This window comes from Paraburkholderia sp. GV068, assembly GCF_003058125.1.
GTDB lineage: Bacteria > Pseudomonadota > Gammaproteobacteria > Burkholderiales > Burkholderiaceae > Paraburkholderia > Paraburkholderia graminis.
Genome location: NZ_QBUB01000004.1, coordinates 335952 through 351197 on the forward strand (window position 1 = coordinate 335952; position 15246 = coordinate 351197).

A 15246-nucleotide genomic window follows, 5' to 3' on the forward strand; every position below is an offset into this window, starting at 1 on the left:
TAGAGCACATTTAACATGCACCATAATGCTCGTTAACACTAGCGCAGCGCGTTGCATCGGGTCGGCAAGGGCTCGCGGAGGGCCGCTCCGTCGACGGCCGCCGGGCGGCGATATACTCGGCTACTTCAGCCGTCCGCCTTCGTGGGAATCGAATGAATTCATCGCCGACCGACGCGGCCGCCGACGCAGCGCCCAAAGAGCCCGTGCTCGTCGCACTGGGTGAGCGCGTCCGCCTTTTGCGGGCGCGGCGAGGCATGACGCGGCGCGATCTGGCTCATCAGTCGAACGTGTCCGAACGTCATCTGGCCAATCTGGAGATGGGCAGCGGCAACGCGTCCCTGCTCGTGCTCGCGCAACTCGCGCAAACGCTGGGCTGCTCAGTCGCGGCGCTCGTCGGCGATCCGTTGAGTTGCTCGGCCGAAGGCGAGCAGATCCTGGAGTTGTTGCGCGATCAGCCACCGGCTGCGTTGCAGCACGCGCTCGAAACACTCAGGCAGTCGCTCGCCGCCCGTTCCGCGGACCCTGGCCGCTATCGGCGCATTGCATTGATCGGCTTGCGAGGCGCCGGCAAATCGACGCTCGGCAAAATGCTCGCGGATGCAATGGGTTTGCCGTTTATCGAACTCACGCGCGAGATCGAGCGGATTGCGGGCTGCAAGCCGTCCGAGGTTCATGCGCTGTATGGCGCGACCGCCTATCGGCGTTATGAGTTCAGAGCCCTCGAAGAAGTCCTGAAGCGCGAAGCGGAAGCGGTCATCGCGTCGCCGGGTGGACTGGTATCGGAGACGCGCACATTCAATCTGCTTCTGTCGCGCTGCTTCACCGTCTGGTTGCGCGCGACGCCCGAGGACCACATGCAGCGTGTTATCGATCAGGGCGATCTGCGGCCGATGGCAGGCCGAAGCGAAGCAATGGACGACCTGCGCCGCATCCTCGCCGGCCGCTCCGAACTCTATGCACGCGCGGACGTTGCTTACGACACCAGCGGCAAGACGTTGAAGCAGGCTTATCGAGGATTGCGCGAGCTGGTGACGGCGAGCGTCGAATCAAATACGGGGGATGGCTCTTGGGCGTCAACTTCGACCTGAACGATTTGCAGGCGTTTCGAGCCGTCGTGGAGTTGGGCAGTTTCCGCAAGGCAGCGGAGGCGGTCAATATCTCGCAGCCGGCGCTGAGCCGGCGCATCGAGAAACTCGAAGCGGCGCTCGGCGTGCGGCTGTTCGAGCGGACCACGCGCAGCGTGACGCTGACCACCGTCGGCCGCGTGTTCGCGCCGAGCGCGGAACAGCTTCTCGACGATCTCGACGTCGCCTTGCTCGGCATCCGCGACGTATCCAGCAGCCGCCTTGGTCATGTGACCATCGCCTGCGTGCCGTCGGTTGCGTACTATTTCCTGCCGAGCGTCGTTGCCGCCTATCACGCCCGCTATCCGCGCATCCGCGTCAAGCTGCTCGATTCGAGCGCCAACGAAGTGCTCGGCTCGGTCATCAGCGGCGAAGCCGACTTCGGCGTCAGCTTCATGGGCAGCCAGGAGCCCGAGGTGGAGTTCAAGGTTCTGCTACAGGAAAGGTTCGTCGCGGCATGCCGGCGCGATCATCCGCTCGCCCGCAAGACGCGCGTGTCCTGGAGCGAGCTGTATGAACACGAATACGTTTCCGTCGACAAGACATCCGGCAACCGCCTGCTGCTCGATCAGGCGTTGACCAGCGTGGCGCCGCCCGTGCCGAGCGTCTGTGAGACGCGCCATGTGACCACCCTGCTCGGCCTGATCGAAGCGGGACTCGGTGTGGCCGCGGTGCCTTCGATGGCGATGCCGATGCGCGATCATCCAATCTTGACCAGCGTGCCGCTCGTCGATCCGGTCGTGACGAGGCGCGTCGGCATTCTCAAACGCCGCGGCCGCCCGCTTGCGCCGGCCGCGCAACAGTTCCATCAGATGATTCTCGAGGCCAGACGCAGCAGCACGGCGCGCGCGGCGAAGAAGACTTCGAAATGATGCTCGCCAGGCCATTGCGGCTGCTTTACGTCCAGGTGCTGCTTGGCATGGCGCTCGGCATGACCGTCGGCCATGTGTGGCCGCAGATCGGCGCATCGCTCAAACCGCTCAGCGATGCGTTCGTCGCGCTGGTACGCATGATGATCGCGCCGATCGTGTTCTGCACGATCGTCACCGGCATTACTTCGCTCGCGAGCGGCTCGAAGATCGGCCGGACCATCCTGAAGGCGCTGGCGCTCTTCTACTGTCTCACCATCGTCGCGCTCGTTCTCGGTCTCGCCACCGCGTTCGCGCTGCATCCGGGCGCGGGAATGCACATCGACGTGCATCATCTCGACACGACCATCCTCGCGCACTATTCGGCGCGCACCGAGTCGCACGGACTCGTCGAATTCGCGCTGCACGTGATTCCGCAGACGCTCGTCGGCGCGTTCGAGAAAGGCGAAGTGCTGCCGGTCCTGCTGCTCGCCCTTCTGTTCGGCTTTGCATTGAACGCGAGCCCAACAGCCGGGCGGCGGGTGCAGGAAATGATCGACAGTGTCGCGGACGTGCTCTTCCGCATCCTCGCGATGATCATGCGGCTTGCGCCCGCCGGCGCGTTCGGCGCGATGGCGTTCACGGTCGGCCGCTTCGGCATTCGTTCGATCGGCTCGCTCGGCATGCTGATGCTGTCGTTCTACGTGGCGTGTCTGCTGTTCGTGATCTGCGTGCTCGGTCCGCTCGCGCGGCTGCATGGCTTCTCGCTGTGGAGGCTGCTGCGCTACATTCGCGAGGAACTCGTGATCGTGCTCGCGACGTCGTCGACGGAACCGGTGTTGCCGCGCCTTATCGTCAAGCTCGAAGCGCTCGGCTGCGACAAGGGCATCGTGGGTCTCGTGCTGCCTGCGGGCTACTCGTTCAACCTGGACGGCACGGCGATCTACCTGACGCTTGCCTCGATGTTCATCGCTCAAGCCTGCGATGTCCCGCTCTCCGGCGGCCAGATCGCGACGATGCTTGCCGTCATGCTGCTGACGTCGAAGGGCGCGGCGGGCGTATCGGGCAGCGGGCTCGTCGCACTCGTCGCGACGCTCGGCGTGATTCCCGACTTGCCGCTTGCGGGCGTCGCGCTGCTGGTGGGAATCGATCGATTCATGTCCGAAGCACGCGCGCTGACGAGTGTGATCAGCAACGCGTGCGCGGTGATCTTCGTATCAATGTGGGAGCGTGCCTGCGACCGGACGCGTCTGAGAGAAGCATTGAGCCTCGCACACGCGCCGGAAGAAGCATTCGATCAGCCCGCCGACCTGCCGGGCTGAGTGCTTGCCTTCAATGATTGCGTTGAATGGTTGCCTTCGTCAGTGCGAGGCGACGGAATCGAGCCCGGTCGATCGCACTTCCGGCTGCGCGGCGGGCGACGCGAGATAGTCGAGCAGCGCTTTGGCCTCCTTCGGATGCTGCGCGCCGACCGGAATGCCGGCCGCAAAGCGCGTGACAGACTGCAGCGACTCCGGAATCTTGCCGACGTACGCCGCGCCCTTCACGGGCAGCAACTCGCTCACCTGCTGAAATCCCAATTCGTAATCGCCGCTTGCAACGACCGACGCCACCGGGATCTTCGGGATCATTTTCGCTTTGCCCTTCATCTGTTCCTCGATGCCGAGCCGCTTGAACAGTTCGCGCTCGACATACACGCCGCTCGCGCTGTCCGAGTAAGCGATCGAGCGGGCATGCAGCAAGGTTTGCTTAAGCGCCGCCTCGGAGCCGATGTCGGGCTTCGGCGCGCCGTCGCGCACGACCATGCCGATGCGCGAATCCGCGAGTTCGACGCGCGAATCGGGGATTACCTTGCGCTGCTTGATGAGGTCGTCGAGTGCATAGCCGACCATGATCACCACGTCGGCCGGCTCGCCGCGTTCGAGCCGGTTCGGAATGGCTTCGGGCGACTTGCCCATCGACGGGCCGAACGCGGTATCGAGTGTATTGCCCGTCGACGCCGCGAATTGCGGTCCGAGCACTTTGTAGGCGGCCGTGAAGCCGCCCGAGCTCATCACGCGCAGATCGGCGGCCTGCACATTTGCCGCCGCGGCGGCGCTGCCGAGCAGCGCCACGGTACACAACTTCAGGAAGAAGGATTTCATGGTCGGAAGAATGTCAGTGTGAAGTCCGAACGAGCGACGCAGCGATGCATCACTAAGCTGCACGCAGCGGCGCGGCACGCCGCCGATACAGTGCGATGGTCGCGCCGAGGCCGCACATCGCGGCGAAGCTCATCCAGTAGCCCGGCGCGGCCTTGTCGCCGGTCATGTGAATCAGCGCGGTCGAGATGACGGGCGTGAAGCCGCCGAACACCGCCGTCGCGAGACTGTATGCCAGCGAGAAGCCCGCCACGCGCACTTCGACCGGCATCACTTCGGTGAGCGCGACGACCATCGCGCCGTTGTACATGCCGTACATGAACGAGAGCCACAGCAGCACGAGCAGCATGTTGACGAAGCTCGGCGCGTGAGCCAGCAGCGACAGCGCGGGATAGGCCGTCGCGATCGCCAGCAGCGTCATGCCGAGCAGCAGCGGACGGCGCCCGATGCGATCGGACAGCGCGCCGCCGATGGGCAGCCAGATGAAATTCGAGATGCCCACGCACAGCGTGACGAGCAGACTGTCCGCGGTGCTCAGATGCAGGACCGTCTTGCCGAAGGTCGGCGCATACACGGTGATCAGATAGAAGCTCGTGGTGGTCATCGAGACCAGCAGCATGCCCGCGACCACGACATTCCAGTTCTGCACGAGCGTCGCGAAGACTTCTTTCATGCTCGGGCGATGCTGGCGCTGCTTGAATTCCCGCGTCTCCTCGAGATTGCGTCGCAAGATGAAGATGAAAGGCACGATCATGCAGCCGACGAAGAACGGCACGCGCCATCCCCACGCAGCGATCGCCGCCGTATCGAGCCACTGATTGAGCCCGAAGCCGAGCGCCGCCGCGATCACGATCGCCACTTGCTGGCTCGCCGACTGCCAGCTCGTGAAGAAGCCCTTGCGGCCCGGCGTCGCCATTTCGGCGAGATAGACCGAGACGCCGCCCAGTTCCGCGCCCGCCGAGAAACCTTGCAGCAGGCGTCCGATCAGCACGAGCGCCGGCGCAACAAGTCCGAGGGTCGCGTAGCCGGGTACGAACGCGATCAGGATTGTGCCGCTCGCCATGATCGACAGCGTGACGATGAGGCCCTTGCGCCGGCCGACATCGTCGATATACGCGCCGAGGATGATCGCGCCGAGCGGGCGCATCAGAAAGCCGGCGCCGAACACGGCGAACGTCATCATCAGCGAAGCGAATTCGCTGCCCGCCGGGAAAAATACGGCGGCGATCTGCGTGGCGTAAAAGCCGAACAGGAAGAAGTCGAACTGCTCGAGGAAGTTGCCTGCCGTCACGCGCAGCACGGCGGATGTCTTCGATTGCCCGGGAGCCACAGGCGTTGAGGAAGCATGCATCGAGGGTGTCTCCAGAAATTTCGAACTCGCGGGGGTGCGGGCGGTTTGTTGTTTGTCGAATCTTCGCCCGGCGCGCGGGAAACGATAAGTGCTATTTTCTGAATGATCGATGCACGGTGGTTATCAATCGCGGCGCGGCTCAACCGGTCTGCGATTGCGGGCACTCCGTCTGAAACCAGTAGTCGACGAGGCGCTGCGCGGCTTGCAGATCGTCGGGATAGTAGGGATCGTCATACCAGGGCGACGGGTCGTAGCCGGCTTTCCTGAGAGCCGCGAGTTCGCTTTGATGTTGGCCCATCGTCGGCGGCGCGTTGGTTTTTAGCGCCGCGAGGTCGCGGCACTCCGTCGGGCTGAGATGCGGTCCCGCGTATGGCGCGCCGCCGACCACGCAACCGGCGAGCAGAAGCGCGAAAGCCGACGATGCCCACACTGCCGGCAGTGCCCACCGTGCCGGCCGAAATGTTTGCCGTGTGCTCATACCGGTTGCGCTCCACAAAAATACTGCATGTCGAATTTACGACCGTTACACGCGAATGTTGGAACAGCGTCTATTCGTCTCCACTGTAGTACACATAGCCCGGCTGACGCAGACGAACCTGTCCGTACGGTTCATCGGTCGTATTGCCTTGCATCGGAAACTTGTCCCACAGCAACGCCCTGCCCTCCATCTGCTGTCTGTCCACCTCGGGATGCGTCGCCTTGTACTGATTGAGAAACTGCTCGAAGGGCGATACGTATAGCCCTTTTGTCGCATCCGAAGCGTTATTTGACGAGCGGCCGAATAGCTTCATTTCACTCTCTCACATCGTCCACATTGAAGGCGCACGCCGAACCGCGCGTGCGCGTATGCATCGTTCAATACAGCTAGCCGCGTGCCACGCGGCGCATACCGGCATGGACCGCTAACGCGGCCCGTGCCGTTGCTTTGCGCCGCCGCCGGCGCCGTGGTCCTTGCCGGCCTTGGTGTGATTCGCCGCGTGTTGTCCGCTGCCCGGCTTGCCGCTGGGCGTCGTTGCGGGCTTGCCGGAGTTTGCTTCGGCCTTGGCGTCCTGCTCGGTGCGATTATCGGGGGGAGCGGTCTTCACGATTGATCCTCCATTTGCGCATGGCGCGGTAACGATCCAGCGACGCGCGAGCCGCACACGTCGCCGGTCCAAAAAATAAGCGCTGCTTCGCGAGCGGCGCTTCGATAAGTCACTTCGACGAAGACACCCCAAGCGCTTGTGCCAGCTCGGCTGCATGTTGCAGATGTTCTTTGCCGACGGGCACACCTCGCGCCGCGAATGCCTTGACGTCCCGGTCTTCGCCCTGCGCGGCCTCGCTGGCATAGAGCGAGTTACCCATCCGATGAATGTGCAGTTGCGAGATCATGTATTCGCGATCGAATTGCGCTCCGGACAAATGCGACAGTTCCGAGTAAAGCGTGTGATTCGCGGGGTCCATCGCCTTCAGGAGCCGGACATGTTTCGTGTCCGCGAGCTGCGTGAGCTCAGCGTTGATCCGCGTATGTTCGGCGACCATGTGCTCGCCGAACGAGCGCACCTCCGGCGAACTGCCTCGCGTCGCCGCCAATTGGCCGAGGTCGATTTCAGCGGTTCCGACGCTCGCCGCCGTCAGCATGAATTGCTGATCGGTGGGCGTGACTTCGGCGCCCGACTGCATTAAACGGCATCCCGCTGCGGCGAGCATCGTGGCGCAACACAGCGCGGCAAAAGCAAAGAACCGGCTTCGCGGCGCATGGCGCGAGGTGTTGCGCGCCTGGGTTGACGCGCCGCTAGTGCTGTCGATGCGATTCATTGTCGGCTCTCCCGTATGCAACCGCCTGCGATGCGTGGGCAGCGGTCGTTGCTCGTCGAAGGCGATTGCGGCCTCGTTCATCCGCTCGCGATACGCGGATGCCTGGATCCATGTCCATCTGGCACGACGTACCGAGCATGGGCTATGCCTGGCGCGCGATCAGCCCGGTTGAGCTTGCGTGCATTCGGTCTCGTACCAGATGTTCACCTGGCGCTGCGCCGCCTCGAGATCGGCCGGGTAATAAGGATCAAAGCGCCATTCCGGGTGATAGCCCGCGCTGCGCAGCGCCGTCAGCTCGCTCATGCTGCGCTCGTGCGTGGCGGGCGCCTTGTTGCGCAGATCGGTGAGATCGCGGCATTGCGCGGCGCTCAGATGCCGTTGCGCGGTCTGCTGCATGCCGCCCGTCGCGCAACCGGCGAGCGAGAGCACCAACGCCGCAAGCAGCGGCTCGAACTTCGTCGCGATCTTCATGTGGTGTCTCCTTTAATCCAGCTTAGCCAAACTTGATCCAACGATCACGGCGGCGCATGCCGTGTTCCTGGCTCACAGTGCGGACGTCGGCGAAGATGGCCAACTCTGCAACGCTCAATGCGACGACACATACGTCGCATCCGCGAAGGCCGGCAGCGCGAAACTTTCGCGCATGCGCTTCGCCTCCGCCGCGGGTGTCAAGCCGAACAGTCGCTTGAACTCGCGGCTGAACTGCGAAGGACTCGTGTAGCCCACGGCGTGACCGGCGGCTTCCGCCGTCAGGTCCTGGCGAACCATCAATAGACGAGCCTGGTGCAGACGCGTCGACTTCACGTACTGCATCGGCGAGACCTGCGTGACGGCCTTAAAGTGGCTATGGAAGCTCGGCACGCTCATGCCCGCCTCGTCGGCAAGCTGCATCACGTCGAGCGGCTCTGCAAAAGCGGCATGGATGAGGCGCAGCGATCTGCCGATCCGGCCGAACTGTCCGCGCATCGCCAGCGCCTCTCTCATCGAGCGTCCCTGCGCGCCGGTGAGCACGCGGAAGTACAGTTCGCGCAGCAGGCCGGGTCCGAGGACAGCGCCTTCGAGCGGCCGATGCAACGCTTCGAGCAGGCGCAATACCGACGACTGCATGGCCGCATCCATCGGCGTCGACATCATGCTCTGGGGCGCCTCGATGGCTTCCGTCACGCCTTCGCGATCGATCTGCGCGGCGAGCTCCGCGGCCATCGCGAGATCGAGATGCAGATACAGCGCAAGCAGCGGACGCGCCGGGCTCGCGTCGGTTTCCATCGTGAACGGTACGGGCACGGACACGGCAAGGTAATGGCGCTCGTCGTAGAGATAAAGCTGATCGCCGAAGTAACCGCGCTTGCGGCCCTGGCAAACGATCACAATGCCGGGATCGTAGAGCACCGGCGTACGCGACAGCGCCCGGTTCGAGCGCAGGATGCGCACGCCCGGCAACGCGGTCAGGTTGTAGCCCTCGTCGGGCGCGAGCTTGCGCAGCAGCGCAACGATGCGCTTCTGGTTGGCGCGCAACAGTTCACGCTGCTCGGCGAAGACGCGTTTTGCGTTCATAGTTTGCGTTCATAGCTTTAGGCAAGAAAATTAGCGGAACCGGGCTTTCGGTGCTCCGCTCGCAAGATTAGCATGCACTTTTCACTCAACACGACGGAGCGTGCTTCAATGTCATCCAGCAAAACTCTGCTTATCACGGGCGTCAGCAGCGGCTTTGGCCGGGCGCTCGCGCAAGAAGCGCTCGCGATGGGCCACCAGGTCGTCGGTACGGTAAGAAGCGCGGAAGCCAGGCGCGACTTCGAGTCGCTCAGCGCGAGCGGCGCTATTGGACGCATTCTGGATGTGACCGATTTCGATGCCATCGACAACGTCGTGGCCGAAATCGAAACCAGCGTGGGGCCGATCGATGTGCTCGTGAACAATGCCGGCTACGGTCATGAAGGCATTCTCGAGGAATCGCCTTTATCGGAGATGCGTCGACAGTTCGATGTGAATGTGTTCGGCGCTGTCGCCATGATCAAAGCCGTGTTGCCCTTCATGCGAACGCGCCGGCGCGGCCACATTCTGAACATCACGTCGATGGGCGGCTACATCACGATGCCTGGCATCGCTTACTATTGCGGCAGCAAGTTCGCGCTTGAAGGCATGTCCGAAGCGCTTGCGAAAGAGGTCAAGCCATTCGGTATCGCGGTCACAGCCGTGGCGCCCGGCTCGTTCCGCACCGACTGGGCCGGACGCTCGATGAAACGGACACCCCGCTCGATCGCGGACTACGACCAGACGTTCGATCCCGTGCGCCAGGCTCGCGAGGAAAAAAGCGGCAAGCAACTGGGCGATCCACGCAAAGCCGCGCGCGCGATGCTTGCCGCAATCGACGCAGTCAATCCGCCCGTTCATCTCTTGCTCGGCAGCGATGCACTCGCGCTGGTGCGAGGCAAGTTGTCGTCGCTCGAAGATGAAATCCGCGCGTGGGAAAGCGTCACTGTCTCGACGGATGGCTGAGCATGCCAGGCAAAGTGCAAGCACGCTGCATTGCCTATTCCTCTCGAAGCGCGGCGCCCGCAGCTTCGCGGGCATACTGCGTCGGCGGCATGCCGACATGACGTGTGAACGCGACGCTGAATGCGCTCGCCGAGCTATAACCTACGCGCGTCGCGATGGTTGCGACGCCGACTTCGGCCCGGCGCAGCAGGTTTCTCGCGATCGCCATGCGCCACGACAACAGGTATTCCATCGGCGCCACGCCGACTGCGCGGCTAAATCGGTCGAAAAACGACGAGCGTGAGAGCGCGGCGGCCTTCGCGAGTTCTGCGACCGTCCAAAGCTTTTCCGGGCTTTCGTGCATCTGGCGAATCGCAGGCGCGAGACGGGCGTCGGCGAGACCGCGGATGAGTCCAGGCGATGCGCCGGTTTGCGTCGATCGCAATGCTTCGATGAAGAGCACTTCGAGCAGGCGCGCGAGCACGACTTCGCGCGCGGGCCGCTGCGCGCGCGATTCGTCCCGCACGAGTTTGACGAGCGTCGCGAGCCGGCGATCGCCGCGCACCAGCACGAGCCTGGGCAGAAGCGAGACCAGCAACGCGGCATCCGGCGAACCGAACGCGCAGAGGCCGGCAAGCCACTGCGCTTCCGGCGCGGCGGAGGGATCGCCGAAACGAAAGGTGCCGTCGGGCAGCGCGGTAGGCGCGCTCTGAGGCAACGCATCGTCGTCGGGCGGCTCCATGCTCGTTACCGAAAAGCCAAAAACCTCGGGTACGAGCACGAAGTCGTCGGCCTGAAGAACGAGCGGCTCGCAGCCGTTGACGGACAGACGCAGCGACCCGTCGAGCACCACGCAATAAAACGGCTGTCCGATTTCCGTGCGGCTCGCGCGCCAGCGCCCGGCGCCGCTCAGCACCTTCGGAACGTGGGAGTCGGCTGAAGCAAGGTGACGACTTCAGCGAGCGGATCAGTCATGGATGGACGATTTCGAATGAAACATGGACGTTCGATTGTAGCAAGTCCGACCGTTCACGACGTATCGTCTGGGGACTGTCACCGACCCCAGGAGTCGACATGAAGACCGTATTGATTACCGGCTGCTCGTCCGGTTTTGGCGTGGAAATCGCGCGCTATTTTCTGGGTCGCGACTGGCGCGTGATCGCCACCATGCGCACGCCACGCGACGATGTGTTCGCAGCTTCCGACCGTCTTTTGATTCTTCCGCTCGACGTAACGGACGCGCAAAGCATTCGCGCCGCCGTCGATGCGGCCGGTCCGATCGACGTGCTCGTCAACAACGCCGGCATCGGCTTTCTGAACGCCGTCGAAGGCACGCCGATGGACACCGCGCGCGAGATCTTCGAGACCAACACGCTCGGCACCATCGCAATGACCCAGGCCGTGTTGCCGCAGTTTCGCGAGCGCCGCGAAGGCGTGGTCGTCAATGTCACGTCGACGGTGACGTGCAGGCCGTTGCATCTGCTCTCGGTCTATACCGCGAGCAAGTCGGCGGTCAATGCGTTCAGCGAATCGCTGGCGCTCGAACTCGAGCAGTTCAATGTGCGCGTACGGGTGGTGCTGCCGGGACGCGCGCCTTCCACGCGCTTCGGCGAGAACGCACGGTCGCGGATGCAAAGCGGCTTTCCCGAGCCGTACGGCGCGCTCGTCGAGCAGATATTCGCAAACTGGGAGAAAGAGACGACCGTCACGCACGCAGCGGATGTCGCGGAAGCCGTCTGGCTCGCGGCCACCGATTCTTCGGGCCCGTTCAATATTCCCGCCGGAGAAGACGCTGTCGAGTGGTACAACTCGCGCGGCCTACGCTAATGGAATTGTCCGGCGTATCGGCAACGTTCTTCGACGTTCGCCATCCTAACTAATTAGTCGCGCATTGCCCGCCATGTCCCGACATGGCCGGCATGCACTTGCGGCGAGCGACGCAAGATAAACTTAAACGTCGCCCTGCCGCAATACACCTGCTATCCAACGTTCCTCCGACGCTTTGAGGTGCGTCCGCATGGCCGTCTGCGCGGCAATCGGATCGCCGCTCTGCAGCGCCTTGAGAATTTCCTCGTGCTCCCGTACCGCGGCCGACCAGGTTTCGGTGCTTTCGGAGTGATCGCGAATCGCCGCCGCAATCGGGTCATGGCGGCTATCGAACATCTCGGCAACGAAGCGGCTCAGCACCGAGTTGCCGGCAATCTCCGCGATCAGCATATGAAATTGCCGGTCGGCATCGACCGGCGATTTGCCCGCAGCCGCGAGGCGCTTCATTCGCAGCACCGTGCGGCGCAATCTGTCGAGCGTGGCCGCCGACAGCTTGCCTGCTGCCAGGACGATCACAGTCCCCTCTATTGCCGCCCTCGCCTGCATCAGTTCGGAAGGACTCTCGCCGAGGGCCGGCACCGCATTGTCGCCGCCGGTCTTCGAATCGCGGACATAGACGCCCGAGCCCATCCGTATCTCGATCTGCCCGCCTATTTCCAGCGCGATCAACGCTTCACGCAACGAAGGACGCGATACGGCGAGCGTATTGGCAAGCTCGCGCTCGGCGGGCAGACGCGCGCCCGGCTGCAGCCCGGCCTGTTGGATTAGCGCGAGAATCTGCGTCGCCACAGATTGGTAAAGCCGCTTTGGCTCAGTTTGCTTCATTGTCCGCAGGGTCCGTCGGAGGGCCGCAAAGCGCGGCCGCGGCAAAGTCTAGCACGCGGTCACGAGGCCCGGCCACGCGTGCAGTTGCGAACTCAGGGTTTCCCTTATTGGAATGACCAGTTGTGCAACGCTAAATTGGCTTGACCAGATAAGCGGTTATGCGCTCTAATTTGCTCAAATTGGACTGACCAGTCGGCGGGATTCCGTTCCTGTGTGCCGACTCGCAGATTCCTGAACAAATGGAGACGGGATTGACACAAACGACCGCGCAGCCGCGGCCAGGCCAAGCGCCTGAGCCGCCAGTTCCCCGGGAGGTCTTGCAACTCAAGGGAGTGGGCAAGCGTTTCCCCGGCGTCGTGGCGCTGGACGGCGTCGATCTCGATCTGCGCTCCGGCGAAGTGCACGCGATCTGCGGCGAGAACGGCGCGGGCAAGTCGACGCTGATGAAAATCATCAGCGGTCAATATCACGCGGACGATGGCGTGATGTGCTACGACGGCGCGCCCGTGCAGTTCTCTTCCACCTCGGAGGCGCAGGCGGCCGGCATCGCGATCATTCACCAGGAACTGAACCTGGTGCCTCATCTGTCCGTCGCGGAAAACATCTTCCTTGCGCGCGAACCGAAGCGCGGCCCGTTCGTCGACTACCGGACGATGAACGCCAACGCGCAGCGCCTGCTGCAACGCATCGCGCTGAACGTGTCGCCCACTACGCTGGTCGGCGCGCTGTCGATTGCGCAGCAGCAGATGGTGGAAATCGCGAAGGCGCTGTCGCTGAATGCGCGCGTGCTCATCATGGACGAGCCGACGTCGTCGCTGACTGAATCCGAAACGGTCCAGTTGTTCCGCATCATCAAGGAACTGCGCGCCGACGGTGTCGCGATTCTTTATATCTCGCATCGGCTCGACGAAATGGCCGAGATCGTCGATCGCGTCACGGTGTTGCGCGATGGCCGTCATATCGCAACGACCGATCTCGCGGCGACCAACGTGAATGAAATCGTCGCGCGGATGGTGGGCCGCGCGCTCGACGACGCCTATCCCGCGCGTCAGTCCACTCCGACGAACGACATTCTGCTCAGGGTGCGCGATCTGCAGCGAGCGGGCACGTTCGGCCCGGTCTCGTTCGAGTTGCGCAAGGGCGAGATTCTCGGCTTCGCGGGCTTGATGGGCGCGGGACGCACCGAAGTCGCCCGCGCGATCTTCGGCGCCGAGCGGCCCGACTCGGGCTCGATTCTGCTCGGCGACACGCCGGTCGAAATCCGCTCACCGCGCGAAGCGATTCGTCACGGCATCGCGTATCTGTCCGAGGACCGCAAGAAAGACGGCCTCGCCTTGTCGATGCCGGTGTCGGCAAACATCACGCTTACCAACGTTCGCGCCATCTCGTCGCGCGGCTTTTTGCGTTTCGCCGAAGAGACGGCAATCGCGGAGCGCTACGTTCGCGAACTCGCGATCCGCACGCCGACGGTCAGGCAGATTACGCGGAACCTGTCCGGCGGCAATCAGCAAAAGATCGTGATCGGCAAATGGTTGTACCGCGGCTCGCGCATCCTGTTTTTCGACGAGCCGACGCGGGGCATCGACGTCGGTGCGAAGTACGCGATCTATACGCTGATGGACCAACTCGCCGCCAAAGGCGTCGGCGTCGTGCTGATCAGTTCGGAGTTGCCGGAACTGCTCGGCATGACCGATCGCATTGCCGTATTTCACGAAGGGCGCATTACCGCGGTCCTCGAGACAAGACAAACGAATCAGGAGGAGATCTTGCACCATGCATCAGGGAGAAGTCATGCTTGAGATCACATCGGGCCGCGAGCAGGCCATCGAGAAGCAGGCGCGGCAGCGACGCCGCGACCTGATCCAGAAATTCGCGGCGCTCGGGAGCCTGGCAGTTCTGGTCGTCGCGTTTTCGCTGACCAGTGCCGCGTTTTTCTCGGTGGGCAATCTGCTGACCGTTGCGCTTCAAGTCACGTCGATCGCGTATCTCGGCGTGGCCGCGACGTGCGTGATCATCACGGGCGGCATCGACCTGTCGGTGGGATCGGTGCTGGCGCTGGCCGGTGTCGCGGCCGCGCTGCTCGTCAAGGCGGGCGTACCGGTTCCTGTCGCGATGCTGGGCGGCATGCTGGTTGGCGCAGCGTGCGGATGGGTCAACGGCATTTGCGTCACGCGCATGGGCTTGCCGCCGTTCATCGCAACGCTCGGCATGATGCTCGTCGCCCGCGGCGTCGCGTTGCAGATCACGGGCGCAAGACCTGTCTCCGGTCTCGGCGACGCCTTCGGCGAACTCGGCAATGGCGCGCTTTTCAAAGTCTCTCACATCGGCGCCGACGGCTTTCCCGACACGGTTTTTCCGGGCATTCCGTACCCGGTCGTGATCATGGTCGTGCTGTTCGTCGCGGTGTCGATACTGCTTTCGCGCACCTCGCTTGGCCGTCATATCTACGCGGTCGGATCGAACGCGGAAGCAGCGCGGCTTTCCGGCGTCAACGTGCAAGGCGTCAAGCTCTTCACCTATGTGCTGTCCGGCGTGCTGGCCGGCGCGACCGGCTGCGTGCTGATGTCGCGCCTCGTCACCGCGCAGCCGAACGAAGGTGTGATGTATGAACTCGATGCGATTGCGAGCGCGGTGATCGGCGGCACGTCGCTGATGGGCGGCGTCGGCACGATTTCCGGCACGGCCATCGGCGCATTCGTGATCGGCGTGCTGCGCAACGGGCTGAACATGAACGGCGTATCGAGCTTTATCCAGCAGATCATCATCGGTGTGGTGATTCTCGGCACCGTATGGATCGATCAACTCCGAAACCGGAAGTCATAAAGTCGTAATCAGAAGACGCAGTTGAAACCACAAAT

General features: G+C 63.3%; 16 protein-coding genes and 1 pseudogene. 7 read left to right on the plus strand and 10 right to left on the minus strand.

Translation table 11 applies throughout. The annotated features are described in order from the left end of the window. Positions 1–152: 152 nt before the first annotated feature. From C8K18_RS11580 to dctA, 3 genes are read left to right on the plus strand one after another with little or no spacing between them, the layout of a single operon-like run. Positions 153–1088, plus strand: coding sequence for a helix-turn-helix transcriptional regulator (locus tag C8K18_RS11580; RefSeq protein WP_107707532.1), 936 nt, complete (start codon positions 153–155; stop codon positions 1086–1088). Next, positions 1067–1996, plus strand: coding sequence for a LysR family transcriptional regulator (locus tag C8K18_RS11585; protein WP_107707533.1), 930 nt, complete (start codon positions 1067–1069; stop codon positions 1994–1996). The genes C8K18_RS11580 and C8K18_RS11585 overlap by 22 nt, the downstream gene beginning before the upstream one ends. Beyond that, a complete protein-coding gene (gene dctA / locus C8K18_RS11590) occupies positions 1993–3294 on the plus strand; it encodes a C4-dicarboxylate transporter DctA (protein ID WP_107707534.1) in 1302 nt (433 codons plus the stop codon). Before C8K18_RS11585 ends, dctA begins: the two co-directional genes overlap by 4 nt. 39 nt (positions 3295–3333) lie before the next feature. Here the strand turns inward: dctA and C8K18_RS11595 are convergent, their stop codons facing one another. From C8K18_RS11595 to C8K18_RS11630, 8 genes are all read right to left on the minus strand, one after another. Beyond that, positions 3334–4116: a substrate-binding domain-containing protein gene (locus C8K18_RS11595; RefSeq protein ID WP_107707611.1), complete on the minus strand. Its 783-nt coding sequence runs from the start codon at positions 4114–4116 to the stop codon at positions 3334–3336. 52 nt (positions 4117–4168) lie between these two features. Then, positions 4169–5464, minus strand: coding sequence for an MFS transporter (locus C8K18_RS11600; protein WP_006052113.1), 1296 nt, complete (start codon positions 5462–5464; stop codon positions 4169–4171). Positions 5465–5603: 139 nt separating this feature from the next. Beyond that, entirely contained in the window at positions 5604–5942 is a 339-nt protein-coding gene (locus tag C8K18_RS11605; RefSeq protein WP_006052112.1) for a DUF4148 domain-containing protein, read from the minus strand. Between the two features lie 70 nt (positions 5943–6012). Next, a complete protein-coding gene (locus C8K18_RS11610; protein WP_006052111.1) occupies positions 6013–6255 on the minus strand; it encodes a DUF3460 family protein in 243 nt (80 codons plus the stop codon). A gap of 111 nt (positions 6256–6366) precedes the next feature. After that, the gene (locus C8K18_RS11615; protein ID WP_006052110.1) at positions 6367–6549 is read right to left on the minus strand and encodes a hypothetical protein; all 183 of its coding nucleotides are present in this window, start codon (positions 6547–6549) and stop codon (positions 6367–6369) included. Between the two features lie 109 nt (positions 6550–6658). After that, positions 6659–7261, minus strand: coding sequence for a DUF4142 domain-containing protein (locus C8K18_RS11620; protein WP_006052109.1), 603 nt, complete (start codon positions 7259–7261; stop codon positions 6659–6661). A gap of 159 nt (positions 7262–7420) precedes the next feature. After that, a complete protein-coding gene (locus C8K18_RS11625; RefSeq protein WP_006052108.1) occupies positions 7421–7732 on the minus strand; it encodes a hypothetical protein in 312 nt (103 codons plus the stop codon). 114 nt (positions 7733–7846) lie between these two features. After that, positions 7847–8815 carry an AraC family transcriptional regulator gene (locus C8K18_RS11630; protein WP_107707536.1) on the minus strand — a complete coding sequence of 323 codons (969 nt, stop codon included), beginning with the start codon at positions 8813–8815 and terminating at the stop codon, positions 7847–7849. A 108-nt stretch (positions 8816–8923) separates the two neighbouring features. On the opposite strand from C8K18_RS11630, the gene C8K18_RS11635 reads away from it, so the two are divergent. Next, the gene (locus C8K18_RS11635) at positions 8924–9757 is read left to right on the plus strand and encodes an oxidoreductase (RefSeq protein ID WP_107707537.1); all 834 of its coding nucleotides are present in this window, start codon (positions 8924–8926) and stop codon (positions 9755–9757) included. A gap of 34 nt (positions 9758–9791) precedes the next feature. On the opposite strand, the pseudogene C8K18_RS11640 reads toward C8K18_RS11635, so the two are convergent. Next, a pseudogene (locus C8K18_RS11640) lies at positions 9792–10711 on the minus strand (AraC family transcriptional regulator). Between the two features lie 99 nt (positions 10712–10810). On the opposite strand from C8K18_RS11640, the gene C8K18_RS11645 reads away from it, so the two are divergent. Further along, positions 10811–11563, plus strand: coding sequence for an SDR family oxidoreductase (locus C8K18_RS11645; RefSeq protein ID WP_107707538.1), 753 nt, complete (start codon positions 10811–10813; stop codon positions 11561–11563). Positions 11564–11686: 123 nt separating this feature from the next. Here the strand turns inward: C8K18_RS11645 and C8K18_RS11650 are convergent, their stop codons facing one another. Further along, positions 11687–12388: a FadR/GntR family transcriptional regulator gene (locus C8K18_RS11650; RefSeq protein WP_006052103.1), complete on the minus strand. Its 702-nt coding sequence runs from the start codon at positions 12386–12388 to the stop codon at positions 11687–11689. A gap of 239 nt (positions 12389–12627) precedes the next feature. On the opposite strand from C8K18_RS11650, the gene C8K18_RS11655 reads away from it, so the two are divergent. Together C8K18_RS11655 and C8K18_RS11660 are read left to right on the plus strand one after the other, a co-directional pair. Further along, on the plus strand, positions 12628–14187 hold the full coding sequence (locus C8K18_RS11655; protein WP_244231067.1) for a sugar ABC transporter ATP-binding protein: 1560 nt from the start codon (positions 12628–12630) through the stop codon (positions 14185–14187). Next, positions 14180–15211 (plus strand): ABC transporter permease, encoded by a 1032-nt coding sequence (locus C8K18_RS11660; RefSeq protein ID WP_029966054.1) that lies wholly within the window; start codon positions 14180–14182, stop codon positions 15209–15211. The genes C8K18_RS11655 and C8K18_RS11660 overlap by 8 nt, the downstream gene beginning before the upstream one ends. Positions 15212–15246 lie beyond the last annotated feature (35 nt).

What these genes read in the sequence shown, in the direction of transcription:
- C8K18_RS11580 (WP_107707532.1), top strand. Translation starts at nt 153, where the DNA reads ATGAATTCATCGCCGACCGACGCGGCCGCCGACGCAGCGCCCAAAGAG.
- dctA (WP_107707534.1), top strand. Translation starts at nt 1,993, where the DNA reads ATGATGCTCGCCAGGCCATTGCGGCTGCTTTACGTCCAGGTGCTGCTT.
- C8K18_RS11595 (WP_107707611.1), bottom strand. Translation starts at nt 4,116, where the DNA reads ATGAAATCCTTCTTCCTGAAGTTGTGTACCGTGGCGCTGCTCGGCAGC.
- C8K18_RS11600 (WP_006052113.1), bottom strand. Translation starts at nt 5,464, where the DNA reads ATGCATGCTTCCTCAACGCCTGTGGCTCCCGGGCAATCGAAGACATCC.
- C8K18_RS11605 (WP_006052112.1), bottom strand. Translation starts at nt 5,942, where the DNA reads ATGAGCACACGGCAAACATTTCGGCCGGCACGGTGGGCACTGCCGGCA.
- C8K18_RS11610 (WP_006052111.1), bottom strand. Translation starts at nt 6,255, where the DNA reads ATGAAGCTATTCGGCCGCTCGTCAAATAACGCTTCGGATGCGACAAAA.
- C8K18_RS11620 (WP_006052109.1), bottom strand. Translation starts at nt 7,261, where the DNA reads ATGAATCGCATCGACAGCACTAGCGGCGCGTCAACCCAGGCGCGCAAC.
- C8K18_RS11625 (WP_006052108.1), bottom strand. Translation starts at nt 7,732, where the DNA reads ATGAAGATCGCGACGAAGTTCGAGCCGCTGCTTGCGGCGTTGGTGCTC.
- C8K18_RS11630 (WP_107707536.1), bottom strand. Translation starts at nt 8,815, where the DNA reads ATGAACGCAAAACGCGTCTTCGCCGAGCAGCGTGAACTGTTGCGCGCC.
- C8K18_RS11635 (WP_107707537.1), top strand. Translation starts at nt 8,924, where the DNA reads ATGTCATCCAGCAAAACTCTGCTTATCACGGGCGTCAGCAGCGGCTTT.
- C8K18_RS11645 (WP_107707538.1), top strand. Translation starts at nt 10,811, where the DNA reads ATGAAGACCGTATTGATTACCGGCTGCTCGTCCGGTTTTGGCGTGGAA.
- C8K18_RS11650 (WP_006052103.1), bottom strand. Translation starts at nt 12,388, where the DNA reads ATGAAGCAAACTGAGCCAAAGCGGCTTTACCAATCTGTGGCGACGCAG.
- C8K18_RS11655 (WP_244231067.1), top strand. Translation starts at nt 12,628, where the DNA reads ATGGAGACGGGATTGACACAAACGACCGCGCAGCCGCGGCCAGGCCAA.
- C8K18_RS11660 (WP_029966054.1), top strand. Translation starts at nt 14,180, where the DNA reads ATGCTTGAGATCACATCGGGCCGCGAGCAGGCCATCGAGAAGCAGGCG.